The organism is Sphingopyxis sp. H050, assembly GCF_001468265.1.
In the GTDB taxonomy this organism is placed as follows: domain Bacteria; phylum Pseudomonadota; class Alphaproteobacteria; order Sphingomonadales; family Sphingomonadaceae; genus Sphingopyxis.
In genome coordinates, this window is the sequence record NZ_LNRZ01000001.1 from 291,540 (window position 1) to 316,293 (window position 24,754).

Here is a 24,754-nt window from a genome sequence, read left to right on the forward strand (position 1 = left end):
CCGAATGACCAACCACGCCCTTCTCGACAGCAGCAGCCACCGCGAGCTTCGCGTGCGGGTCGAACCGGGCGCGGGTCTCGGCGACGGGGTGATGGCGACGCTGACCGTGCCGACCGAGTTCCGGCGCGTGCAGGGGCATTTTCCGATCCTTTTCCGCCGTGAGGCGGGTCAGGAGCAATTCTTCGCGGTTGCGCTCTTCGGCTTCGAGAGCGGCGAAAATCTGTTTCTCGACGGGCCGCGCTGGGACGCGGGCTATCGCCCGCTGTCGCTCGCGATCCAGCCCTTCCTGATCGGGCGGTCGGCCGACGACGATACGCCGGGGCAGGTGCATGTCGACCTTGGCCATCCGCGCATCGCGGCGGACGGCGAGGGGGTGCGGCTGTTCGACGCCAGCGGGCTGTCGACGCCCTTCCTGGAAGATATCGCCGACAAGCTGGGGGATCTCGACGAAGGCTATCGCGAAAGCGCGGCGTTCTTCGCGGCGCTCGCCGAGCATGACCTGCTCGAACCCTTCACGCTGGAGGTGACGCTCGACGACGGGTCGGTGCATTCGCTCGTCGGCTTTCACATCATCGACGAGGCGAAGCTGCGCAGCCTCGATGCTGCGGCGCTCGGCGCGCTGCACGAGGCGGGACATCTGATGCCGATCTTCATGGCGCTTGCCTCGCTGGCGCAGATCGGGCCGATGATCGCGCGCAAGAACGGGCGGCGCGGTGGCTGATCGCGACGCCCCGATCTACGACCGCCTGGCGCGGGTTCGGGAGCGGGCGGTGGCGGATGCCGCGGCGCTCGATGCCCTGCTGGACGAGGCGCGCGAGCCTTTCGTGATCCGCGGCCTCGTCGCCGACTGGCCGCTCGTCGCCGAGGCGAAAACATCGGCGCGCGCGGTGCGGCAATATCTGCTCGATCGCGCACGCGACCGGCCGTTCACCGTATCGATCGGCCCGCCGGGGCACGACGGGCGCTTCTTCTACGACGCCAACATGGAGATGAATTTCCGCACCGGCACCGGCAAGCTCACCGACATTTTCGCGGGGATCGACAAGAGCGAAGAGCTGAACGATCCGCGCGCGGTCTATCTGGGCTCGGTCGACATGGCGGCCTATTTCGATGGGCTCCGCGAAGCGAACCGGGTCGATCTCGGCAACCGCGCGCCGCTCGAAAGCATCTGGATCGGGACGCGGACGCGGATTGCGGCGCACAACGATTTTCCCGACAATCTCGCCTGCTGCGCCGCGGGCCGCCGCCGCTTCACGCTGTTTCCGCCGGGCGAGTTTCGCAACCTGTATCTCGGCCCGATCGACAACACCCCGGCGGGGCGCGCGGTCTCGATGGTCGATTTCGACCATCCCGACCTCGCGGCGCATCCGAAGTTCGTCGAGGCGATGGCGCAGGCGCAGACGGTCGAGCTGGAGCCCGGCGACGCGATCTTCATTCCGTCGATGTGGTGGCACCATGTCGAGGGGCTCGAGGATTTCAATATCCTCGTCAACTATTGGTGGCGGCGGACCCCCGCCTGGCTGGGCCAGCCGCAGGAGGCGCTCAATCATGCGATCCTCGCTATCCGCGACCTGCCGGCCGAAGATCGCGCGATCTGGCGCGACCTGTTCGATCATTATGTCTTCGCCGCCGGCAGTGCCGTCACCGATCATATCCCCGAAGCGGGGCGCAGCATATTGGCGCCCCTGACCCCTGAAAGCGCCGGGCGCCTGCGCGCCTTTTTATTGAGGACGTTGAGCAGATGAGTGAAGCAAAGCCAGTGCGCCGGGTCGTGATCGCGGGTGGCGGAACCTCGGGCTGGATGATGGCCGCGGCGATCGCGCGGACGATGGGCAAGACCGTCGACCTGACGCTGGTCGAGTCCGAGCAGATCGGCACGATCGGCGTCGGTGAATCGACCATCCCGCCGCTGGTCAATTTCAATCGCATCCTCGGCATTCCCGAGCCCGAGTTCATGCGCGCGGCGCAGGCGACCTTCAAACTCGGCATCCTGTTCGACAACTGGAAATATGACGGGCACAGCTATTTCCACAGCTTCGGCCTCAGCGGCAAGGATCATTGGTCGGCGGGTTTTCAGCATTTCTGGCTGCACGCCCGCGCGAAGGGCTATCCGCACAGCTACGACGATTATTGCCTGGAGCTCGTTGCCGGGCTGCAGGGCAAGTTCGCGCACCTGCCCGAAGACCGGATGAACTATGCCTATCATGTCGACGCGACGCTCTATGGCCGCTTTTTGCGCAAACTGGCCGAGGCGGACGGCGCGAAGCGGGTCGAGGGCAAGATTCAGAAGGTCGAGCTCGATGGGGAGAGCGGCAACATTGCGGCGCTGTTGCTCGACGGCGACCGCCGCGTCGAGGGCGATATGTTCGTCGACTGCACTGGCTTTCGCGGGCTTCTCATCGACGGTGCGCTGCACGCGGGGTTCGAGGACTGGTCGCACTGGCTGCCCAATGACAGCGCGATAGCGGTGCAGTCGGACCATCTCGGGCCGCCGATGCCCTATACCCAGGCGATCGCGCACGACGCCGGCTGGCAGTGGCGCATCCCGCTCCAGCACCGGATGGGGGCGGGGATCGTCTATGCGAGCGGCTATCTGTCGCGCGACGAGGCGCTGAACCGGCTGATGTCGAGCGTCGGCACGCCGCGGATCGAGCCCTTCGACATCAAGTTCAAGGGCGGCGTCCGCCGCAAGCAATGGTATCGCAACTGCGTCGCGGTCGGGTTGGCGGGCGGGTTCGTCGAACCGCTCGAGGCGACGACGGTCCACCTCATTCAGCGCGCGGTGCTGCGCTTCATCCGCCTGATGCCGAACGGCCGCGTCAGCGAACGCGACGCGATCGAGTTCAACGAGCAACAGCGGCAGGACATCGAGCAGATCCGCGACTTCGTGATCCTGCACTATAAGGCGACCGAGCGCCGCGACAGCCCGTTCTGGCGGCATGTCGCCAACATGCCGGTGCCCGATAGCCTGCAACAGAAGATCGAGCTGTTCCGCGAGACCGGCCGCACCTTCCGCAAGAATGAGGAATTGTTCGCCGAGAACAGCTGGGTGCAGGTGATGATGGGGCAGGGGGTCGATCCGCAAAGCTATCACCCGATCGCCGAGAAGCTGTCCGACGACGAACTCGAACGGCTGATGGCCTCGCTGCGCGAGAGCGTCACGCGCACCGCCGCGACGCTGCCGTCGCATCAGGATTATGTTGCGCAATATTGCGGCGCGGCGGAGCCGAAAGCGGCGTGACCTTGGAGAAGATGAAAGACGGTCGGTTTAGCGTCTGGCAATGCGGCGATGAGGCGGCTAGCAGCGCAAATCGTGGCATGAAGGGGGGCGACGGGGACTGATGGGGCGTCGGCGGCAGTCGGTGACGATCAAGCATGTTGCAGCCGACGCGGGGGTGTCGCTGCAGACGGTGAGCCGCGTCATCAACGACGAACCGAATGTGCGCCCCGAAATGAAGGAGCGGGTGCAGGCGTCGATCGACAAGCTCGGCTATGTCCCCTCGATCGCGGCGCAGCGGATGAGCGGGTCGCGTTCGTACCTCATCCTCGCGATCAACGACCGCGAACGCACGATCGCGGACTGGAAGGCGCGGCAGGGCACCGACTGGGTCGATCAGATGCTGTTCGGCGGGATGCTGAAATGCGCCGAGTTCGGATACCGGATGATCTTCGAGCTGGTGGATACGCACAGCGACCATATCGAGCGCGAGCTTCGCGCGGCGATCGCGGCGCTGCAACCCGACGGGGTGATCCTGACACCGCCCCATTCGGACAATCCGCAGATCGTCAACCTGCTGCATCAACAGAAGATTCCCTTCGCGCGCATCGGCTCGCACGGCGGCGAGGCGGGGATTGCGCTGACGATGGATGACGAAGGATCGGCGGCGCGCGCGACGCGGCACCTGATCGACCTCGGCCATCGGCGCATCGGGTTCATTTCGGGCTCGGTCGAATATGACCTCAGCCACTGGCGCATCGACGGCTGGCGCGCAGAGATGACCGCCGCGGGGCTGCTGACTGACGGCCTGCTTGCCGAGGGCGATTTCAGCTATGCCTCGGGCGAAGCGGCCGCGCGGCAGTTGCTGGGGCAGGCGAACCCGCCGAGCGCAATCATCGCGAGCAACGACCAGATGTCGCTCGCGACGCTCGAGGTCGCCCGCGAGCTGGGCATCGATGTGCCGGGGCAGCTGTCGCTTGTCAGCTTCGACAACACGCCAATCGTGAATTTCAGCCAACCGCCGCTGACCGCCGTCGACCAGCCGATTTCGGAGACGGTGGCGCGCGCGGTCGAACTGATTATCGCCGCGCAGCGCGGCGCGCCGCGGCCGACGGAGCCCGCAGTCGTCAGCGGCGGGCTCGTCGAGCGCGGATCGACAGCGCCCTATGGATGAGGCCGAACCGCCGCGGCGCCAGTCACTCGGCTTCCTGTTGCTCTATGCGCTCGCTTCCGCCGGCGGCGCGATCGCCTATGTGCCCTTCCTGACGCTGCTGCTGCCCGCGCGCATGGCCGAGCTGGCGGGCGCGAACGATGTCCAGTGGCTCGGCTATCTGACCTTTTTCGGCGCGCTCGCGGCCAGCACCGCGGGGATCCTGTTCGGCTGGCTCAGCGACCGGACCGGCGGGCGGCGGCTGTGGGTGGGCGCGGGGTTGGTCCTTACGATTTTCCTGCTCCTCGCGATGCCGCTCGCGCATGACATGGCGACGCTGATGAGCCTGATCATCGCCTGGCAGTTTGCGCTCAACATGATCCTGGGACCGCTCGCGGCCTGGGCCGGCGATGTCGTCCCCGACGAGCAGAAGGGCCTGCTTGGCGGCCTTCTCGCGCTCTCGCCCGCGCTCGGAGCCTGGTCGGGGGCGATCGTCACACTGCCCGGGATCACCGGTTTCGGGGAACGGCTGTCGGTGATCGCGGCGATGGTCGCGGCCGCGGTCCTGCCGGCTTTGGTCTTGGGCCGCCCGCGAGCCTTTCCCGAACTCATGCGGTCGGAGGCGTCGGAGGAGCGCAAGGTCACCAAGCCTGCCGCGCGAATGTGGCTGGCGCGCCTGCTCGTCCAGATCGCCGAGGCGGCGCTGTTCGCCTATCTCTATTTCTGGTTCCGCTCGATCGACCCCGCGATGGGCGACAATGAGAAGGCGGGAATTTTCAGCGTCGCACTGACCGTGGCGGTGCCGGTCGCGCTGCTCGCGGGACGCTGGGCCGACCGCAACGATCGCCCCTTCGCGCCGCTGGTTGTGACGGCGATCGTGTCGGCGGCGGGGCTGGTCGGTATGGCGCTGGCCGCTGACCCCACATCGGCGAAGTTCGCTTATCTGGTCTTCGGCATCACGACGACAGCCTTTCTGTCGCTCCACGCGGGTCAGACGCTCCGTATTCTCCCGCGCGCGAAGTATCGCGGGCGCGACCTCGGCATCTTCAATCTGGCCAACACCATGCCGTCGCTGATCATGCCGTGGCTGACGCTCTCGCTTGTGCCGGGATTCGGATTCAGCGCGCTGTTCCTGCTGCTTGCAGGGCTGACGGCGGTCGCCGTCCTGCTGCTCGCGACCATGCCCCGCCGGGCCTGACCGGCATCCCACGATCGCGCTTGATTTCGGCCAGACGCTGTGCGAGAGAGATTTTGATAACGTTCACATAGAGCGCGACAATAAAGGGATGGGAGAGAGATGCGTCGACAGGCGATAGCGATGGCGACCGCGATGCTGCTGGCAAGCGGGTCCAATGTGGCGACGGCGCAGCCGGTGAATTCGGGCAGCGCTGAGGTCCACACTGATCTCTGGCCGGCCGCCAGAAGCCCCGCCGCGCTCACCGACGCCGCAACCGAAGCGCGCATCGACGCGCTGCTCGCGAAGATGACGGTCGAGCAGAAGGTCGGCCAGCTAATCCAGGGCGACATCAGCACCATCACGCCCAAGGATCTCGAAACCTACCCGCTCGGGTCGATCCTCGCGGGGGGTAATAGCGGCCCCAACGGCAACGAACGCTCGACCGCCGAAGATTGGGCGAAGCTCGTCGGCGAATTTCGCGCGGTATCGTTGCGCTCGCAGCCGAACGGCGTCGCGATCCCGATCATCTTTGGGGTCGACGCGGTCCACGGCCACAACAATATCCCCGGCGCCACGCTTTTCCCGCACAATATCGGTCTGGGCGCTACGCGCGATGTCGATCTGATCCGCCGCATCGGCCAAGTGACCGCCGCCGAAATCTCGGGCAGCGGGATCGAATGGACGTTCGCACCGACATTGGCCGTGCCGCAGGATCTGCGTTGGGGTCGCAGCTACGAAGGCTATTCTTCGGATCCGCAGCTGGTCGCCGATTATGCGAAGGCAATGGTGCTCGGGCTGCAGGGACCGCTCGTTCCCGGCCGATCGGTCGGCGCGACGCATGTCGCAGCCACTGCCAAGCATTTCCTCGCCGATGGCGGCACCTTCGAGGGCAAGGACCAGGGCGATGCCAAGATCGGCGAAGAGGAATTGGTCGCCAAACATGCGCAGGGCTATCCCGCCGCGATCGACGCAGGCGCGCTGACGGTCATGGCCAGCTTTTCGAGCTGGAACGGGGTCAAGCACCACGGCAATAAGGGCCTGCTGACCGACGCGCTCAAGAACAAGATGGGGTTTGCAGGCGTCGTGGTCGGCGACTGGAACGGCCACGGCCAGGTCGCCGGGTGCAGCGTCACCGACTGCCCGCAGTCGATCAACGCCGGGCTCGACATGTTCATGGCGCCCGACAGTTGGAAGGGGCTCTACGAAACCACGGTGAAGCAGGCGAAGGACGGCACGATCCCCGCCGCGCGCCTCGACGATGCGGTGCGCCGTATCCTGCGTGTGAAATACAAGCTCGGCCTGTTCGACGTCGAGCATGTCGATCGCGGCAATTTCGCTGCTGTCGGGAGCCCCGACCATCTCGCGGTGGCGCGCGAAGCGGTCGCGAAATCGCTCGTGCTCCTCAAGAACAATGGCGGCGTGCTGCCGATCAAGCCCGGAGCCCGCGTCCTCGTCACCGGCCCCGGCGCGAACGACATGGCGATCCAGTCGGGCGGCTGGACGATCAGCTGGCAGGGCACCGACGTCACCCACGCCGACTTCCCAAACGGCCAGACGATCTGGGAGGCGATGGACAAGGCGGTGCGCGACGCGGGCGGCGTCGCGACGCTGTCCGACGGCGGCGCTTACAAGGAAAAGCCCGACGTGGCGGTCGTCGTGTTCGGCGAGCATCCCTATGCCGAATTCCAGGGCGACGTCCCGACGCTCGACTATCAGCCCGCCGAGGCGACCGATCTTGCGACGCTCAAAAAGCTGAAGGCGGCAGGCATTCCGGTGGTGGCGGTGTTCCTGTCGGGCCGTCCGATGTTCACCAATGCCGAGATCAACGCCGCCGACGCCTTCGTCGCGGCCTGGCTGCCGGGATCGCAGGGCGACGGCGTTGCCGACGTGCTCGTCGCGGGCAAGGATGGCGAGACGCCGCGCGGCTTTACCGGGAAACTGCCCTTCGCCTGGCCCGCCGACGCGCGTTCGCCGATCGAGAAGCCGCAGTTCGACGTCGGTTACGGCCTGACCTACGCCGACAAGAAGAGCGTGCCGCAGCTTTCCGAGAAGCCGGGCATAGACATCGCCGGCATGCTGAATGTCGAGAATTTCTTCTCGGGCGGCCGTGCGCGCGCGCCATGGACGCTGTCGATCGCCGACGCCGGGGGATCGCGGCAGGTCGATTCGGGGCCGCTCGACAGCAGCTACGGCCTGCTCAAGACGCGCTCGGTCGATGTCGCCGCGCAGGAAGACGGCAAGAGCTTCGTCTGGACCGGGGCCGCCTCGTTCCGCCTCTCCGGCCCGAACGCCGACATGATGCGCCAGCTCAACAACAGCTTCGCGCTACGCCTCGACTGGCGCATCGACGCCGCCGCCCCGGCGCGGCTGTCGCTCGGCGGCCGGGCCTTTGACATCGGCGAGCTGGTCAAGACCGCGCCCACCAGCAAGGTCTCGATGATCAAGATTCCGCTGCGCTGCTTCGCGGACGCGGGCGCCGACTTCAAGAAGATCGACGAAGCGGTGAACCTCAGCGGCGACAAGGGTCTCGCGCTGACGCTGATGTCGGCGCGGGTCGAGGCGGTCGGTGAGAATCTGGCTTGCCCGCCAAAGGCAGAATGACCACACATCGAAAAATATAGGCAGGCCGGGGAGAAAGAGACATGGCATTGGCGCCGAACGTTGCGACACATGCGGATCCGGGTGTCGTCGAAGAACCCGGGAGGGGCGGCGGCAGCACGAAGATTGTACTCATCCTGGCTTTTGCGGTGTTCTTCCTGCTCGGCGGGGTGACGAACATCAACGACCTGCTGGTCGGCAAGTTCAAGCCGATGTTCCACCTGACGCATGCCGAGGCGAACCTCGTCCAGATGGCGTTTTTCATCGCCTATGGCGCCTTTTCGATTCCCGCGGGCATCATCATGTCGAAGCTCGGCTATATCCGCACCTTCGTGCTCGGCTTCGTCATCGTCGCGGCGGCATCCTTTCTGTTCATCCCCGCCTCGGCCGCGGCGTCCTACCCCGGTTTCCTCGCTGCGCTCTTCTGCATCGGCGCGGGGATCACCGTGCTGCAGGTGGCGATGAACCCGGTGATCCTCACGCTTGGACCGGTCGAAACCTCGCACAGCCGGCTGACCTTCGCGCAGGCGTTCAACTCGATCGGCGTATTCCTGATGGTCTATGGCGGCGCGACCTTTCTGCTCGGCGATTCGCAGCCGATCGATGCCGACACCTCAACCGAGGCGCAGATTCAGGCCTATCGCGTCGCCGAAGGCGCGTCGATCGGCACGGCCTATATGTGGCTCGGCGTGCTGATGCTCGTGATCGCGGCGGTGTTCTGGACGTATCGATCGGCGCTCGACCACGCGAAGACCGATGACGTGAAGCTAGAGGGCACCTGGAGCCTGCTCACCCACAACCGGCGCGTCCAGTTCGGCGCGCTGTGCATTTTTGCCTATGTCGGCGCCGAGGTGGCGATCGGTTCGAACCTGATCGCCTATCTCGGCGAGGCCAGCGTCATGGGCCTCGGGCTTCAGGCGGCGGGCAAGCTGGTCGCCTTCTACTGGCTCGGCGCGCTGGTCGGGCGTCTGCTCGGCGGTTTCATCCTGCGGCTGGCCAAGCCCGGACGTGTGCTTGCGGCCTTTGCGACAGGCGCGATTTCGCTGATCATCCTGTCGGCGGTGACCACCGGATCCCTGTCGGGTTGGGCGCTCGTCCTTGTCGGCTTTTGCAACTCGCTGATGTTTCCGACGATTTTCAGCCTCGCGACCGAGGGGCTTGGCGACCGGACGCCGCAGGGTTCGGGCATCATGTGCACCGCGATCATCGGCGGCGCGATTGTCCCCTATCTGTTCGGCGTCGTGGCCGACGTCAGCGGTGATATCCGGGTCGCGCTGGCCGTGCCGCTCCTCTGCTATGCGATTATCGGCAGTTTCGGGCTATGGGCGGCGCGGCGCGCGACTTCGTAAAGGAGCTGCGCGTCCTTTCGCCGGGCGAGCTTGGGCTGATGGACGTGCAAAGACGGCGGTTGGCCGCTCCCATTTTTGCTGATGTCTAGGACCCGGAGATCGCGTTACTCTTCCTCGCAAAATGACATGAGGAGGATGCGATGGATCTGGGTCTTGCCGGCAAGAAGGTGATCATCAACGGCGGCGCGCACGGGCTGGGGCTCGCCTCGCTCAAGATTTTCGCCGCCGAGGGCGCCGACGTCGCTTTCTTCTCGCGCGATGCCGACAAGGTCGCGGCCGCGGTGGCGGCGATCGACGCCGCGGGGCCTGGCAAGGTCTTTGGCGAACAGTTCGACATGACGAACAATCCCGACGGCTATCGCGCCTGGCTGGAAAAGGCGCGCGATACGCTCGGCGGCTGCGACATCTTCATCCACACCGCGAGCTCGTCGGGGCAGGGGGCGACCGGCGACTGGCAGCGCGGTCTCGACATGGACATCATGGGGGCGGTGCACGGTGTCGAGACGCTGACCGAAGCGCTGGCGGCGTCGGGATCGGGGTCGATCATCTTCATGTCGTCGACCGCCGCGGTCGAGACCTTCATCGTGCCGCAGGCGTTCAACGCGCTGAAGGCGGCGCTGATCACCTATGGCTCGCAGCTCAGCCAGGCGCTCGCGGCGCAGAATATCCGCGTCAACATCGTCTCGCCCGGCGCCATCTATTATCCCGGCGGCAATTGGGAGGTCATCAAGTCGGCGGTTCCCGCGCTGTATGATGCGACGCTCGCGCAGATGCCGATGGGGCGGTTCGGCGAGCCCGAGGAAGTGGCGAAAGGCATCGTGTTCGTGGCCTCGCCCGCCTGCCCCTACATGACCGGTGCGCATCTCGTCATCGACGGCGGCTTCACCAAGCGCGTCCAGTTCTAGGGCCCTTGCGATGAAACTCTATCAGTCGCTCGGCCCCAATCCGCGCGTGGTGCTGATGTACCTCGCCGAGACGGGAGTCGCGGTCGATCGCCAGTTCGTCGATATCATGGCGGCCGAGAACAGGCAGCCAGAGTTCTGCGCCAAGAGCCCGCTTGGGCATACGCCATTGCTCGAGCTCGACGATGGCGGCTGCATAGCCGAGAGTGTCGCCATCTGCGAATATCTGGACGAGACTATGGGCGGCCGCGCCTTGCTCGGCGCGGGCGCCGAGGAGCGTGCGCAGACGCGGATGCTGGTGCGGATCGTCGACCAGCTCGTCGTCGTCCCGATGACCGCGGGCTTCCGCGGTGCCGAGGGCCTGCCGATGTTCGAGAGCCGGCTGCTCTGCCTGCCCGATGCAGCCGCCGATTTGAAGCGGCTCGCTGCCGACGGGCTGGTCCAGCTCCACCGGATCGTCGGGGCGGGGCCGTGGCTTGCGGGCGACCGTTTCAGCCTCGCCGACATCCTGCTCTACAGCTTCGTCGAATTCGGCGCGATGGTCGGGCAGCCGCTCGATCCCGCACTGACCAACCTTGCCGCCTGGCGTGACCGGGTCGCCGCGCGTCCCAGTGCCGCCGCCAGCGCCAACCCCAAACTGGGCATCGGAGAGCCTGCATGACCGACACGACGATCGACCGCGACAAGCTGCGCGACATCTACACCCGCACGATGCGCGTCGCGCGCGCCGACGAGAAATTCCGTTCGCTGCTGATGACCGGGAAGCTCGCGGTCATCTATTACACGGTGCGCGGGCAGGAACTGGTGTCGGCGGCGGCGATGGCGGCGCTCGAACAGGACGATTATCTCGTCACCACCTATCGCGGCCAGCACGACCAGATCGCCAAGGGCGTACCGCTGAACCCCCTCTTCGCCGAGATTGCAGGCAAGGTCGGCGGCACCTGCCGCGGCAAGGGCGGATCGATGCACATCACCCATCCCGAAACCGGGGTGATGGTGACGACGGGGGTCGTCGGATCGGGCCTGCCGATCGCCAACGGCCTCGCGCTCGCGTCGCAGAACCGTGGCGACGGCAAGGTGACGATGGTCTGCTTCGGCGACGGCGCGACCAACATCGGCGCGTTTCACGAGGCCATGAACATGGCGCAGCTCTGGAAGCTGCCGGTGATCTTCCTCTGCCAGAACAACCGGTACGGCGAGCACACCGCCTTTGCCGACCATACCAAGGTCGACTCGATCGTCACCCGCGCCAAGGCCTATGGGATGACCGGCGTGAAGGTGGACGGCAACGACGCGATCGCGATGTACACCACCACCAAGGCCGCGGTCGACCGCGCCCGTGCGGGCGAGGGGCCGACGCTGATCGAGGCGATGTGCTACCGCATGATGGGCCATTTCTTCGGCGCGGACTTTTCCTACATGCCGCCCGAGCATCTCGCCGAAATGGCCGCCGAGGATCCATTGCCGCGGCTGCGACAACTGATGCTCGACCATCAGTTTACCGAGGCGGAGCTCGACGCGATCGTCGCCGATCTCGATGCCCAGATGGACGCCGCTGCCGAATTCGCCGCCAACAGCCCGCTGCCGGGGCCCGAGGAAATCCGCAAGGATGTCTTCGAAGAGGAGATTGCGGCATGAGCCAGATCACGATGACGCAGGCGATCAACCGCGCGATCGACGAGGCGATGGCCGAGGACGAGGGCGTGATCCTGCTTGGCGAGGATGTCGCCGCCAAACAAGGCGGCGGGGTATTCAAGATCTCGGCGGGGTTGACCGAAAAATATGGCGAGCACCGCGTCCGCGCGACGCCGATCTCGGAGCAGGCGATCGTCGGCGCGTGCGTCGGGGCGGCGCTCGCGGGCTTCCGCCCGATCGCCGAGATCATGCTGATGAACTTCGTGACGGTCGCGATGGACCAGATCGTCAACCATGCCGCCAAGCTGCGCTTCATGTCGGGCGGGCAGACCCATGTGCCGCTGGTGATCCGCACCACGACCGGGGTCGGCGTCGGCTTCGGTGGGCAGCACTCGGACATGCTCGAGGCCTGGTTCGCGCATGTCGCGGGGCTGAAGATCGTCACCCCGTCGAACGCCGCCGACGCGCAGGGGCTGATGCGCGCGGCGATCGCGTGCAACGACCCGGTGATCTTCATCGAGAATATCCTCTGCTACGGCCTGAAATCCGACGACCCGGGGCCGGGGCACATCGTGCCGCTCGGCAAGGCGGCGATCGCGCGCGAAGGCAGCGACTGCACGATCGTCACCTATGGCCGCACCGTGCTCGACGCGCTCGAAATCGCGGGCAAGCTTGCCGACGAGGGGATTTCGGTCGAGGTCATCGATCTCCGCACCATCGCCCCCTACGACGAGGCGACGGTCAACGCTTCGGTCGAAAAGACCGGCCGCGCGGTGGTGCTGCACGAGGCGGTGAAGCAATATGGCACCGGCGCCGAAATCGCCTCGCGGCTTAACGAACGGCTTTTCGGCAAGCTCAAGGCGCCGGTGACGCGCATCGGCGGTGCCTTTTCGGCGGTGCCGATGGCGAACGCGCTCGAACAGGCGTGGATCCCGAACAAGGATGCGATCGCCGATGCGGTGCGCACGGCGGTCAACTGGAAAGGCTGAGCCATGGCGGAAGAGCTGCGGATTCCCAAGGTCGGCATGTCGGCGACCGAAATGACGCTGAACGAATGGATGTTCGGCGACGGCGAGCGCGTCGAGGTCGGCGACATCATCTATACGGTCGAAACCGACAAGACGACGGTCGAGGTCGAGGCGCAGGTCGCCGGGATCATCCGTCCGATCGGGGTCGAGGGCGAAGTCTATCCGGTCGGCGCGCTGGTCGGCACGATCGAATGACCCCGCTCGAAGCCAGCAAGGCGATGTACGCCGCGGTCGCACGCGGCGAGTGGGACGCGGTCGCCGATTTCATGGCCGACGATCTCGTCATCTATGAACCCATGTCGCTTCCTTACGGCGGCGAATGGCGCGGGCGCGACGCGCTGCAGCGGCTTTACGCGCATGTCATGGGCTTTTGGGAGGATCCCGTCGTCCAGTGGCAGGAGCTGGTGGGCGGAGAGAAATATGCCGTCGCGCTGCTGCACTTCACCGTGACCGCGAAGTCGAGCGGCAAACGCTTCGAGACGCATATCGCCGAGGTCACCGAATTCGACGATGCGGGCAAGATGGCGTCGATGCGCATCCATTATTTCGACACCGCGCACATGGTCGGGCAACTGAACGCTGAGAGCGTTCAAGGCGCGGCGTGAAGAAGATTCTCGTCCTCGGCGCCCCCGCCGATCAGGGGATTCCGCTTCTGACCGCGTTGAAGGCGAGGGGCCTCGATCCGACCGCCGGCGTGCGGCGGCCGGGCGCCATGGCGGCGACGGTCCATGCCGATGTGCCTGAGGTGGCGGCCGATCTCTACGACGTCGCCAGCCTGACCGCAGCCTTCGACGGGCAAGACGCGCTTGCGATGCACCTGCCGTTCGAATTCGACCGCGAGCGCGCCGCGACGATGGGGCGCAATATTGCCGCGGCGGCAAGCGCGGCGGGGCTGCAGAAGATCGTCTTCAACACCAGCTGCTTCGTCGCCGACCGCGACCTGGGCCTGTCGGCGCACGACGGACGGCGCGATATCGAGCGCGCGATCCATGAGAGCGGCGTGCCTTATGTCATCATCGAGCCGATGGTGTTCATGGACAATATCACGCGCATCTGGTCGCGTCCGGCGATCGTGAACAGCGGGGTATTCGCCTATCCCGCCGCCGAGACATTGAAGATCAGCTGGATCTGCCTGACTGATGTCGCGGCCTATATGGCTTCGGCACTGCTGCACGAGGATCTGGTCGCCGACCGGATCGCTGTGGGCGGTCCCGAGCCGCTGGTTGGCGCCGAAGTTGCCGAGCGGCTAAGCGTCGCGACCGGACGGCCGGTGCGCTTTCAGAGCCTGAGCCCCGACGAGTTCGCGGCGCGGATGAGCGAGCTTGTAACCGGCTCGCGTGAGGTGCAGCCGGCGAGCATTTATGACGGGATGGCGAAATTCTATCGCTGGTACAACGACCAGCCGGTGTCGCCCGTCGCGCTTGATTCCGCGCCGGCGGCGCGGCTGCTGGGGGTAACACCGACCCCGTTTTCGGAATGGGCGAAGCGACAGGACTGGACTTAGGCGACGAACCAGCGCTGCGTCGCGGCGAAGAGCGCGCGCGCGCGATCGGCAGGATCGGGGTGCCTGTCGCGCAATGCGGCGCTGCGCAGCTCGACACTGAGCGGTGTGGCCGGAGGTAACTGCGCCAGAAGCGCGTCCAGGGGCAGCGCGCCGTCGCCGGGCATCAGGCGCAGGTCGAGCGCTTCGCGGATGATTTCGGGAACGTCGCTCGGCGGCGGGCCCGACGCCGGCGCGTCGCAGAACTGCGCGTAGGGGAAACGCTGCGGATCGATCGCCGCCAGGTCGGCGGGCGAGCCGCCCGTCCGTGCCAGATGCAGCGGGTCGATCAGCAGGCCAAGATTGTCGCAGTCGGCGGCGTCGAGCAGGGCCGTTGCGCTCGCGATGCTGCCGACGGTGGTGAAGGCCGCAAATTCCAGACAGGCGCGCAGCCCCGCCGCTGCGGCATGATGGCCGAGCCGGTTCAGTTTGCCCGCCGCGCGGGCGTCATGGTCTTCCGAACTGACGATCAGGACATTGCGCGCGCCGATTGCCGCGCCGGCGTCGATGGCCGCGAAATGCGCGGGATCGTCGGGACCGGGCTTCAGCCAGATCACCTCGATATCGAGGATCGCGAGTCCTGCGTCGGCGGCGCGGTCGCGCACCTCGATCGTCGTTGCGGTGGTCCAGGTTTCGGGATCGTACCAGATGCCGGTCGCCGGCCAGCCGCCGTCGATGGCCGCCGCGACGGTTTGCTCGGGCGAAAATTCGGGCAGGACCCCGGCCGCAAGCGATAGCAGCGGGGCCGTGCGCGCCATCAGACGGGAAGTTCGCCGTCGATATATTTGCCGAGCGTGCGTTGGAAATGCCGGATGCGGCTTTCCTGATAATGGCCGAGCTCGATCACCCCGTTCGGCGACGACTTCATCCCTTCCTGCACATAGGGCAGGTTTTCCATATCCTGGTCGAACACCCCGGCGAGCGCGGCGCCGATCAGGTGGCTGGCGCTGGCGAAGGGCTGGTCGTCGGGGATCAGGTGCATCGGCGCCGATTTGGGCGGCTTTTCGCCCTTCGGCGTGCGCATCAGGATGCGGACTTCCATCAGGCAATGGTCGGCATCGCCCCATGGCCGCCAGCGATAGACGATGTTCGGCACCAGCCCGCCCCACGGCGACCAGTTGGGAAAGACATTATAGGTGAAATTGTCGAGCATCTCGCTGTCGGTGGCGTTCGAATAATCGTGCCCGTTCATTGCCGCGAAGGCGTCGCGGTTCGCCTGCGCCAACACCTTGCGCGCCAGCATCGGGTCGTCGGCCTCGAAGCCCTTGAGGTCGGTCGGATCACCCGTCGCGCGGCGCGCCCGGCTGTCGCCGCCGCCGATGAACTCCTCGAGCGATTTCAGGACGTAGAATTGGTCCTTGCCCTTGATGTGCGGCGACATTGCGCCCGCCGGGGTGATCGCGCGATTGAGGAAGTCGCCATAGAGATCGTATCGCGTGTTGGCGTCGGCGGTGAAGCCCAGGATCTGCGGATGGGTGACGATGCTGTGCCACGCCTCCATGAACGCTTCGGCAACCGCCTTCCAGTTCGCGGGGATGACGCGGCCGACCCACGCGCCGGTGTAACATTCGTCGAGCCGCCAATTGTCGTAATGTTCCACCCCGGGGCCGATCCAGTCGCGAAACGCGGGCAGGTCGTGATTTTCGGTGACGAGGATGAAGCCTTGCCAGCTTTCGACCTTCAACTCGGGCAGGCTCATGTCCTTGGCTTCGAGATGCTTGAAGTCCCAGGCGCAGGGCGCCTCCTTGAAGCGGCCGTCGTGATGCCAGGAAAAGCCGTGGAAAGGGCAGCGCAGATGCACCGCGGGGCCGCTTTCGGTGCGCAGCTTGCGGCCGCGGTGGAGGCAGACGTTGTAGAAGGCCTTGACCGAATAATCCTTCTGGCGGACGAGCAATATGCTCTTCTCGTTGATGTCATAGACGACGGTGTCGCCGGGTTCGGGCATATCCTCTTCGCGCGCGGCGAATTGCCAAATGTTCGGCCACATCCTTTCGCGTTCGAGCTTCGCCCAATCCTCGCTGACATAGCGTGCGATCGGGATCGGCGCGTCGCCGAGGTCCTGATTGGATTCGGCGAAGAGATAGTCGGGGACGCGCCGGGTGTCGGCTTTGAGCATGTCGGTATAGCTGGTACCCGGGCAGCGGTCGTCGCGGGTCTGGTCCTGGGGCGGGGAGAGGTCGTTCATCGATAGCTCCGGAAAGGTCAGGCGATCTGGTCGAGCGGCATCTTGCATGCCGCGGCGATCGAGCGGTGGACGCCGTGCAGCGCCGGCTCGTTCGCGCCGAGCACGACATGGAAATCGTCGGGCGCGGTGACGAGATTCGCATAGCCGTTGCTGGCGACGCGATAATCCTCGGTCTGGACGACGGTCGCTGTCGCGTCATAGGCCATCTCGCACATCGCGCGATGCTCCTCGCTCTCGACGCCGAAGGGCGCATAGACGGCAAACTGGCAGAACATCCTGCCCGCTCCGTTGGGAAAGAGGCGAAACACCTGGGTGAAATAGACGCCGGGCGTCACCGCACCGAAAAAGATCACCGTGTTGGGGAACAGGAAGTGCACCCCGCCATAGTCGGTCTCGGGCCATTCGCTTTCGTCCTTGCCGACCAGCTCGCCGATCGACAGGTCGGGAAAGCTGACGCGGTGATGGCGGCCCATCGGTTCATAGACGTTGCGGTCGCTGTAGTGCGTGACCCCGATCGTCGAAGCGTGGAGCATCTTGAAATGATAGCCCTCGCCATAGGTGTCGAGCGCGAACTTCCAGTTGGCGTCCGCGGTGAGGATGCCCTTCTTGACCGGCTCGGCGCGGTGCAATTCCAGCTGCGCGAGCACCGGCCCGAAATCGCCCAAGTGCGCGGCGGCATCGATCGGCGCGCCATCGGGATTGGCGCGCACGAAGATCAGGCCGAGATGCTCGGCGCAAGGCAGTTCGATCAGGTTGCGCGCGCCGATTTCGCAGTTCGCGAAACCTTCCTTGCCCGGCTGACCGACGAGCTGACCGGCCGGGTCGAAGGTCCAGGCGTGAAACGGACACACGAGGCGCGGGCGCGGCCCGCTCCAGGGCTCTTTCTCTTCGACCAGCTTCGCGCCGCGGTGGGTGCACATGTTGAGAAAAGCGCGCGCGACGCCGTCCTTGCCGCGGGTGACGAGGATCGACGGGCCGACCGAGTCGAATACCAGCGTGTCGCCCGCCTTGGGAATGTCGCCCGAGAGCCCGGCGACGATCGGCTCGTTGCGGAAAACATGCTCCATCTCCGCCGCATTGCGAGCATCGCTCATATAGACCGACTTGTGCAGCGGCAGCGGCGCCTCGGCGCGGTCGGTGCGGTTCTCGGCGATGATCGCCACCAGCTTCCGCAGACCCGCGCGCGCGTTGCGCTTGCGGACGGTGAACCAGTCCTGCGCGGCGATCTTGGGGTCGGACTCGGCCATGGCTATCCCTCACATTTTGCCCAGTATGACTCCGGGTCTCGAACAGCTTATCGCACAAAGGCTGGCGCTTGTGCGCTATCGCTTTTGAGGGGAGAGACATGGCCGCACCCGCAACGCTGGCATCGCTGGGCGACATCATGCAGCTTGCCTTCGTGCCGTCCGATTTCGACGCCGCGGTAAAGCACTGGACCGAGGTGATGGGTGCGGGCCCCTTCTTCCTGCTGCCCAACGTGTCGCTCCCCGGAGGGCGCTATCGCGGCGAGGCGAGCGATCCGGTGTTCACCATGGCACTCGGCTATTGGGGTGACATGCAGATCGAGCTGATCCAGCCGGAGAATGACGCGAAGTCGCTCTATCGCGGCGAATATGCGGTGGGCGAGGGGCTGCACCATGTGTGCGTGCTGGTCGATTCGATTGCGGAGGCGCGGACGCGCTGCGCCGAGGTCGGTGCGGTAGTCATCTTCGAGGCGCCCGTCGGCGACAGCGGCGGGGTGATCTACGCCGACCCCGGCACCGGGCCGGGGACGCTGATCGAACTGCTGGAACCGCAGGCAGGCACGCGCGAACTGTTCGCAATGATGCGCGATGCAGCGAAGGACTGGGACGGAAGCGCGCCGCTCCGGTCGTTGGGGTAATTCGATCGCGCTCGCCCAACTCCGTTCGCCCTGAGCTTGTCGAAGCGCCGCTCTTCCTTTTGGCGGCGCAGAAGAGAAGGACGGTGCTTCGACAAGCTCAGCACGAACGGAATATAGGATAGCTCTAACTATTCGCCCCCAGATACCCCAGCTGCCCGGCCTTGAAAATCGTCTGCGCGCGGTTGACCGAGTTCAGCTTCTCGCCCGCGCGGTGCACATGATAACGGACCGTGGCGTGGCTCAGCGAGATGATCATGCCGATTTCGCGGTCGGTCTTGCCGATCGCCGCCCAGCGCAGGCATTCGACTTCGCGCTTCGACAGTTCGCAATCCGAGGGAATGCGTCGCTTGGTGCGCATCGCCGAGGCATAGCCGGCGATGAAGCGCCGCGTCGCGAGGCCCAGCGTGTCGCCGATTTCGGCGAACAAATCGGTCAGGTCGACGATGTCTGGATCGCCAGGATGAAAGCTGTTGGCCGAAATCTGGCCGAAGGGCAGATGGACCGGAACCACGATCGCCGATTTGTAACGCGGGTTCGCGGCAAAATAGCGCCCCGGATCGATCTCTTCGAGATAGGGGTTGGGCTGCGCGGTGCGAAATCCTTCGCTGTTGCACCAGAAGGGCTCGCTTTCGTAGCGGCATGAGCGCGGCAGCGGCGAATGGAGCGCCAGCCGATGGTCCTCCCACCAGCGCTCGCCGTCTCCCAGCCAGCCGAACAGGTCGGCGGCCAGAACCGCGCCGTCGGCATCGACCATCGTCTCTTTGGATGCGATATCGTCGCACAGCGCGACGCGCAGGCCATAGGCCGCGGCATAATCGCGCAGCACGACGGCCGCATCGTGAATATCCTCCACATTGCGGATCGTGACCGCTTCGACCAGCGTCCGGGCGTCCATTGGCGGTGCAAACCCGTCGACCGGCAGTTTTTCTGCCTGTTCTCCCATGGCGGGGACTATCTCATACGGACCGGCAAGTCGCAATGCATGTGTCATAAGCGGAGCACCGTCTTTGCTATGATATTCTTCTGGACCTCGCTCGAACCCCCGAAGACGGTCCAGGCACGACTGTTGAGATAGCGGGCCGCCGCGACCTGTGCGTCCTCGTCGCCGATCGCCGGCGGCGCTTCATTGCCATAGAGCGGCCGGACGGTCGGCAATTGCAGGCCGTCATAGCCGTGCAGATCCATCGCCACGCCATCGATCCGCTGGTGGATCTCGGACGAGATCAGTTTGACCAGCGACGTCTGCGGCCCGGCCGGGCGACCCTTCGCGATGTCGGCGAGGATGCGCAGTTCGGTTGTTTCGAGCGCTTCGGCCTCCAGTCGCAGCCGCGCGATTCGCATCGCGACCTGCGGATCGTCGCCGAGCGGGCCATTATGTCCGCTCGGCGCGGCGCCCGCGAGCTGTTCCAGATGGTCGATGGCGCGGATCAGGCGCGGCGCGTGGAACGACCCGCCGCGCTCGTTCTCGAGCAGGAATTTTGCGATCGTCCAGCCCTGGCCTTCCTCGCCGATCCGGTTGTCGACCGACGTGCGCGCGCCGTCGAGGAAGACCTGGTTGACCTCGTGATCGCCCGCCATGGTGATGATCGGGGTGACAGTGACGCCGGGCTGGGCCATCGGGATCAGCAGGAAGCTGATCCCAGCCTGTTTCTTGACCTCGCCGTCGGTGCGAACGAGGCAGAAGATCCAGTTCGCGTGATGCGCGTGCGTCGTCCAGATTTTCGACCCATCGACGATATATTCGTCGCCCTCGCGCCGCGCGCGGGTGCGCAGCGAGGCCAGGTCGGAGCCGCTCTGCGGTTCGCTGTAGCCCTGGCACCAATAATCGGTCCCGGCGCGGATCGCGGGGAGGAAGCGGTCCTTCTGCTCCTGCGTGCCGAAGGCGCAGATCACGGGGCCGACGAGGCGGAGACCCAGCACCGACAGCGCAGGGGCGCCGGCGACCGCGCACTCCTTTTCGAAGATATAGCGCTGCATCGGCGTCCAGCCCGTGCCGCCGCAATCCTCGGGCCAATGATAGGCGACCCAGCCCTTGTCGTTGAGGATGCGGTGCCAGACGAGGCCGATGTCGGGTTCGACGAAAACCCCGGGGGTGCGCCGCGCGCCGTCGCGGACATAATCGGGCAGCGACGTGCGCAGGAAGTCGCGCACTTCCTCGCGAAATTCCTGTTCGTCCTTGGTCAGATCCAGATCCATATTTCTTCTAGCGTTCGAGGATCGCGACGGCCGACAGGCCGGGCGCGCCATAGACGTGGGAATAACCGACCTTGGGGTCGTTCGGCACCTGTCGTTCGCCGCCGCGCCCGCGCAGCTGCACGGTGTTCTCATAGACCTGCCGCAGGCCCGAAGCGCCGATCGGCTCGCCGCACGCGAGGCAGCCGCCGTCGGTGTTGACCGGCAGCCTGCCGCCGATCTCGCTCCAGCCCTCGGCCAGCCAGTGTTCCTGTTCGCCGTCGGCGCAGAAGCCGTTTTCGGCCATATGCATGATCTCGGCGCCGCTTTCGGTGTCCTGCAACTGCGCGACCGAGACATCCTCGGGCCCGATGCCGGCCATTTCGAACGCGGCCTTGCTGGCGATCTCCGTCGGCTTGCCGCCGCCGCCCACGCTGATCGACGGCGCGAACACCTCGAACGACCCCTCGGGGCGGGTGCGGAAGGCGACGCTCGCGATGCGCACCGCGTCGGCGCCGAGTTCGCGCACCTTCCTGGCCGATGCCAGCACCAGCGCGACCGCGCCCTCGGCGGGCGAGCAGAACATATATTTGGTCAGCGGATCGTTGACCATCGGCGCGTTCAATATCGTGTCGAGATCGACCGGCGAGCGCCGCCAGGCATGGTCGCATAAGGTGCCGTTGCGAAACGCCTTTTCGGCCACCAGCCCCAGCGTCCGGCGGCTGATCCCGTGGAGCGCCATGTAGCGCTGGATCTTGAGCGCGAAGAATTGCGTCGTCAGCATCATCCCCGTCTCGCCATACCAATCGGGCAGGCCGTAATCGGCAGGCTTGGCGTTGAAGGCACCACGCGGATGCTTGTCGAAACCGACGGCGAGCGCGATGTCGCACGCGCCCGCCGCGATGGCATTTTGCGCCGCGGTCAGCGCGCTGCCTCCCGTCGCGCAGCCATTGGCGACGTTGATGAAGGGCACGCTGGTCAGGCCGAGTTCGTTGACCATGATGTCGGCCGATCCCGCCGCCGCCGACCCGCCATAGGCGAATTCGACGTCGCTCCACGCGATGCCTGCGTCGGCCAGCGCCTCGCGCACCGCGAACACGCCCTGGTCGCGCCCCGACCGCCCGTCGGTGCGGCCAAAGGGGTGGATGCCGGCGCCGATGATATAGACGTCGTCACTCATGGCTGGCGCTCCGGGCGGAAGGCATAGGTCGACCGTGTGTCGTCGAAGGGAACGACCGCGAACTCCATCGGCATGCCGATGATCAGGTCGTCGGGAGTGGCATCGACGATCCGCGTCTCGACGATCACCTCGCCGGGCAGCTCGACATAGCCGAGGAGGAAAGGCTGGAACGGCTGCGGGCCGCTGTAGGGCTCCTTGGGTTCGAACCCCTGCGTCGTCCACGACCAAAGCGCACCCTTGCGCGACAGCGCGACGGGTTCGACCAGCGCCGCGGCGTCGCCATCGGGCACGGGAAAGACGATCTCGCCGTCGGCGCGGCGGCCGCCGATCAGCCGCGGTTCGGCCTCGTCGGTCCACAGGCCCGGCGCAATGGGGGCGAGCGCGCTCATCCCGCTCTCGCAAAGCTGCGCAGGCAATGGTCCTGATCGCCGAACAATTTGTCGAGCAGCATCACCCGTTTCAGCGCATGGCCGATCGCCAGCTCGTCGGTCTGCCCCATGCCGCCGTGCATCTGCACCGCTTCCAGCCCGATCCGCATGGCCGCTTCGCCGACAAAGGCCTTGGCCCCCGCGGCGATGCGCGGCCAGTTGGCGTCGTCGGTGGTGGGGTCGAGCATCGCGGTGCGCAGCACCATCGAACGCGCCTGTTCGAGCGCGGCATAGCATTCGACGAGCCGGTGCTGGAGCGCCTGAAAGCTGCCGATCGCGGCGCCGAACTGCTGGCGCTCGCCGACATAGGCAAGCGTGTCGTCGAACATCCGCTGCGCCAGGCCGAGCATTTCGGCGGCGGCCAGCGTCTGGACGTCGCCGATCACGCGCCGGAATTTGGCGTCGGGCAGGTCGAAGATGTCGGCCGGCGCCCGGTGCAGGTCGAGCGTCGCGGCGTTCGATCCGTCGATTACCGGATAATCCTGCCGCACGACCCCGGCGGCATCGGGCGCGATCTTGGCCAGCCGGTCGCCCGCGATCGTGACGAGCAGCGTGTCGGCCAGCGGCGCGCCAAGAACGAAAATCTTCGCGCCGACGATCTGGCCGTCCTCGGCCCTCGTCCCGACCGCTGTCGTTTCATAGCGCCGGCCCGGCTCGGCAAAGGCGACGGCCGCGAGGCGCTGGCCGGCCAGCAGGTCGGCGACAAGCGCTGCGTCTCCGGCGGCCGCGGCAAGGCGGATCGGCAGCACGCCATTTTCGATCCAGGGATCGATCGCGATCCCCGTGCCAAGCGCCTCGGCGGCGAGCGCCAGATCGACCATCGTGCCGCCGATCCCGCCCAGCGCCTCGGGCGCCGCGAGCGCCAGCAGGCCCAAGTCGGCGATCTCCTGCCAGCGCGTGCGCGGATAGCCGCCTGCGCTGCGCCGCATTGCGTGCCGCGCCGCGACATCGACCGGACGCAGAAAGCGGCCGATCGTGTCGCGCGTCAGCTGCTGGTCTTCGTCGAGGTCGAAGTTCATGCGCGCCGCCGAAAGCTGATCGGCAGCGTGGTCAGCCCGCGCAGCAGCATGTTCGGCGGCCAGCTCGGAACATGTCCGTCGGCGACGCGAAAATCGGTCAGGCGCTTTAGCAGCTCGGTATAGGCGACGGCCATTTCCTTGCGGCTCAGCATATTGCCGACGCACATATGGATGCCCTTGCCGAAAGCCAGGTGGCTGCGCGCATTGGCGCGTTCGATGTCGAATCGGTCGGGGTCGGGATATTTGGCCGGGTCGCGGTTCGCCGCGGCATAGCGCAGCTGGACCATCGCGCCTTTGGGAATATTCACTCCGCCAAGCTCGGCGTCTTTCAGCACGATCCGCCACATGCCCGCGGTCGGGCTTTCGGTGCGCAGCACTTCTTCGACGAGATTGATGATCGCGCGCTCGTTTCCTGTGTCGGCGGCGGCCACCGCCTTTGCCATCTGGTCGGGGTTTTCGATCAGCTGGAGCAGACCGCCGGCGAGCGCCGAGGTCGTCGTCTCGTTCCCCGCGACCATCAACTGCTGCATGATCGACAGGATTTCGGCGTCCTCCAGCGGTCGTTCGCCGTCGACCTCGGCATAGACGAGGTCGGAGAGCAGGTCGTCGGTGCGGTTCGCGCGGCGCTCGTCGATCTTGGCCTTGACGAAATGCTGGAACTCGACGACCTCGCGCGCACATTCCAGCTCGCGCTCCTTGGGGATCATCCGCCCGAGACGGTCGACGAAGGCATCGGACCAGCGCTTCACCTTGTCGAGATCGTCGCCGGTCATGCCGATCTGGCTGGCGATCATCGCGACGGGCAGCGGAATGCCGAAATCGCGGACGAAATCGACTTCTGCCCCGGACTCATGGGCTGCGGCCATCTTCTCGATCAGCTCGATCACGACGCCGCGCATATCCTCTTCGATCGCGGCGACGCGCTTCATCGAGAAGGCGAGATTGACCAGCTTGCGAAAGCGGGTGTGCGTCGGCGGATCGGCGGTAAGCAGCGTATCGACCTGCGGCCAGCCCTCGGCGAGAATTGCGGCGACATCGCCATCCTCCGCCATCGCGCCCGACAAGGCGCCCTGAAAATTGTTCGAGAAAGTCTCCACATCGCCCGTCGCCTGCGCGCACAGGTCGTACGAGAGCACCAGGAACATCGTTTCCGACAGTTGGACGACAGGGCTTTTGGGCAGCCAGGCGCGATAATAATCGAACGGGTCGGCGATGACCTGCGGCTCGAAAAAGCTGCTTGCGGCGATAGTGTTCACGCCTCGTCCCTCAATCTTCTCGTTATCGGCGCAACT

The 24,754-nt window shown here is 65.9% G+C and carries 24 protein-coding genes; 15 read left to right on the plus strand and 9 right to left on the minus strand.

What is annotated here, in order from left to right; genetic code table 11:
- Window positions 1–4: 4 nt before the first annotated feature.
- From ATE67_RS01325 to ATE67_RS01390, 14 genes are all read left to right on the plus strand, one after another.
- On the plus strand, window positions 5–721 hold the full coding sequence (locus tag ATE67_RS01325; protein ID WP_058814891.1) for a SapC family protein: 717 nt from the start codon (window positions 5–7) through the stop codon (window positions 719–721).
- Window positions 714–1,745: a cupin-like domain-containing protein gene (locus tag ATE67_RS01330; protein WP_058814892.1), complete on the plus strand. Its 1,032-nt coding sequence runs from the start codon at window positions 714–716 to the stop codon at window positions 1,743–1,745. Before ATE67_RS01325 ends, ATE67_RS01330 begins: the two co-directional genes overlap by 8 nt.
- Window positions 1,742–3,241, plus strand: a complete 1,500-nt coding sequence (locus tag ATE67_RS01335) for a tryptophan halogenase family protein (RefSeq protein WP_058814893.1) — start codon at window positions 1,742–1,744, stop codon at window positions 3,239–3,241. The genes ATE67_RS01330 and ATE67_RS01335 overlap by 4 nt, the downstream gene beginning before the upstream one ends.
- A gap of 100 nt (window positions 3,242–3,341) precedes the next feature.
- Window positions 3,342–4,391: a LacI family DNA-binding transcriptional regulator gene (locus ATE67_RS01340; RefSeq protein ID WP_058814894.1), complete on the plus strand. Its 1,050-nt coding sequence runs from the start codon at window positions 3,342–3,344 to the stop codon at window positions 4,389–4,391.
- On the plus strand, window positions 4,384–5,565 hold the full coding sequence (locus ATE67_RS01345; RefSeq protein WP_058814895.1) for an MFS transporter: 1,182 nt from the start codon (window positions 4,384–4,386) through the stop codon (window positions 5,563–5,565). Before ATE67_RS01340 ends, ATE67_RS01345 begins: the two co-directional genes overlap by 8 nt.
- A gap of 120 nt (window positions 5,566–5,685) precedes the next feature.
- Window positions 5,686–8,145 carry a glycoside hydrolase family 3 protein gene (locus ATE67_RS01350; protein WP_231728000.1) on the plus strand — a complete coding sequence of 820 codons (2,460 nt, stop codon included), beginning with the start codon at window positions 5,686–5,688 and terminating at the stop codon, window positions 8,143–8,145.
- Window positions 8,146–8,186: 41 nt separating this feature from the next.
- Window positions 8,187–9,491 carry a sugar MFS transporter gene (locus ATE67_RS01355; protein WP_058814897.1) on the plus strand — a complete coding sequence of 435 codons (1,305 nt, stop codon included), beginning with the start codon at window positions 8,187–8,189 and terminating at the stop codon, window positions 9,489–9,491.
- A gap of 140 nt (window positions 9,492–9,631) precedes the next feature.
- Complete coding sequence (locus ATE67_RS01360; RefSeq protein ID WP_058814898.1) at window positions 9,632–10,396, plus strand: SDR family NAD(P)-dependent oxidoreductase; 765 nt, start codon at window positions 9,632–9,634, stop codon at window positions 10,394–10,396.
- A gap of 10 nt (window positions 10,397–10,406) precedes the next feature.
- Window positions 10,407–11,054, plus strand: coding sequence for a glutathione S-transferase family protein (locus ATE67_RS01365; RefSeq protein ID WP_058814899.1), 648 nt, complete (start codon window positions 10,407–10,409; stop codon window positions 11,052–11,054).
- Window positions 11,051–12,031 carry a thiamine pyrophosphate-dependent dehydrogenase E1 component subunit alpha gene (locus tag ATE67_RS01370; protein WP_058814900.1) on the plus strand — a complete coding sequence of 327 codons (981 nt, stop codon included), beginning with the start codon at window positions 11,051–11,053 and terminating at the stop codon, window positions 12,029–12,031. Before ATE67_RS01365 ends, ATE67_RS01370 begins: the two co-directional genes overlap by 4 nt.
- A complete protein-coding gene (locus ATE67_RS01375; RefSeq protein WP_058814901.1) occupies window positions 12,028–13,017 on the plus strand; it encodes an alpha-ketoacid dehydrogenase subunit beta in 990 nt (329 codons plus the stop codon). Before ATE67_RS01370 ends, ATE67_RS01375 begins: the two co-directional genes overlap by 4 nt.
- Before the next feature lie 3 nt (window positions 13,018–13,020).
- On the plus strand, window positions 13,021–13,251 hold the full coding sequence (locus ATE67_RS01380; protein WP_058814902.1) for a biotin/lipoyl-containing protein: 231 nt from the start codon (window positions 13,021–13,023) through the stop codon (window positions 13,249–13,251).
- The gene (locus tag ATE67_RS01385) at window positions 13,248–13,661 is read left to right on the plus strand and encodes a nuclear transport factor 2 family protein (protein ID WP_058814903.1); all 414 of its coding nucleotides are present in this window, start codon (window positions 13,248–13,250) and stop codon (window positions 13,659–13,661) included. Before ATE67_RS01380 ends, ATE67_RS01385 begins: the two co-directional genes overlap by 4 nt.
- Window positions 13,658–14,560, plus strand: a complete 903-nt coding sequence (locus ATE67_RS01390) for an SDR family oxidoreductase (protein WP_058814904.1) — start codon at window positions 13,658–13,660, stop codon at window positions 14,558–14,560. The genes ATE67_RS01385 and ATE67_RS01390 overlap by 4 nt, the downstream gene beginning before the upstream one ends.
- Here ATE67_RS01390 and ATE67_RS01395 read toward each other — a convergent pair.
- Genes ATE67_RS01395 through ATE67_RS01405 form a run of 3 tightly spaced genes read right to left on the minus strand, consistent with a single transcriptional unit; the run spans window position 14,557 to window position 18,028 of the window.
- Entirely contained in the window at window positions 14,557–15,354 is a 798-nt protein-coding gene (locus tag ATE67_RS01395; RefSeq protein ID WP_058814905.1) for a sugar phosphate isomerase/epimerase family protein, read from the minus strand. The genes ATE67_RS01390 and ATE67_RS01395 overlap by 4 nt on opposite strands.
- Entirely contained in the window at window positions 15,354–16,781 is a 1,428-nt protein-coding gene (locus ATE67_RS01400) for an aromatic ring-hydroxylating oxygenase subunit alpha (protein ID WP_058814906.1), read from the minus strand. The genes ATE67_RS01395 and ATE67_RS01400 overlap by 1 nt, the downstream gene beginning before the upstream one ends.
- A 17-nt stretch (window positions 16,782–16,798) precedes the next feature.
- Window positions 16,799–18,028 (minus strand): aromatic ring-hydroxylating oxygenase subunit alpha, encoded by a 1,230-nt coding sequence (locus tag ATE67_RS01405; RefSeq protein ID WP_058814907.1) that lies wholly within the window; start codon window positions 18,026–18,028, stop codon window positions 16,799–16,801.
- A gap of 98 nt (window positions 18,029–18,126) precedes the next feature.
- Here ATE67_RS01405 and ATE67_RS01410 point away from each other — a divergent pair, with 98 nt between their 5' ends.
- Complete coding sequence (locus ATE67_RS01410) at window positions 18,127–18,663, plus strand: VOC family protein (RefSeq protein ID WP_058814908.1); 537 nt, start codon at window positions 18,127–18,129, stop codon at window positions 18,661–18,663.
- A gap of 124 nt (window positions 18,664–18,787) precedes the next feature.
- Here ATE67_RS01410 and ATE67_RS01415 read toward each other — a convergent pair whose 3' ends face one another.
- The 6 genes from ATE67_RS01415 to ATE67_RS01440 are packed head-to-tail and all read right to left on the minus strand — an operon-like array spanning window position 18,788 to window position 24,718.
- On the minus strand, window positions 18,788–19,606 hold the full coding sequence (locus ATE67_RS01415) for a helix-turn-helix transcriptional regulator (RefSeq protein WP_231728001.1): 819 nt from the start codon (window positions 19,604–19,606) through the stop codon (window positions 18,788–18,790).
- Between the two features lie 44 nt (window positions 19,607–19,650).
- Window positions 19,651–20,859, minus strand: a complete 1,209-nt coding sequence (locus ATE67_RS01420; protein ID WP_058814910.1) for an acyl-CoA dehydrogenase family protein — start codon at window positions 20,857–20,859, stop codon at window positions 19,651–19,653.
- Window positions 20,860–20,866: 7 nt separating this feature from the next.
- On the minus strand, window positions 20,867–22,015 hold the full coding sequence (locus ATE67_RS01425; RefSeq protein WP_058814911.1) for a thiolase family protein: 1,149 nt from the start codon (window positions 22,013–22,015) through the stop codon (window positions 20,867–20,869).
- Window positions 22,012–22,404 (minus strand): Zn-ribbon domain-containing OB-fold protein, encoded by a 393-nt coding sequence (locus ATE67_RS01430; RefSeq protein ID WP_058814912.1) that lies wholly within the window; start codon window positions 22,402–22,404, stop codon window positions 22,012–22,014. The genes ATE67_RS01425 and ATE67_RS01430 overlap by 4 nt, the downstream gene beginning before the upstream one ends.
- Entirely contained in the window at window positions 22,401–23,462 is a 1,062-nt protein-coding gene (locus tag ATE67_RS01435; RefSeq protein ID WP_058814913.1) for an acyl-CoA dehydrogenase family protein, read from the minus strand. The genes ATE67_RS01430 and ATE67_RS01435 overlap by 4 nt, the downstream gene beginning before the upstream one ends.
- A complete protein-coding gene (locus tag ATE67_RS01440; RefSeq protein WP_058815214.1) occupies window positions 23,459–24,718 on the minus strand; it encodes a cytochrome P450 in 1,260 nt (419 codons plus the stop codon). Before ATE67_RS01440 ends, ATE67_RS01435 begins: the two co-directional genes overlap by 4 nt.
- Window positions 24,719–24,754: the final 36 nt, after the last annotated feature.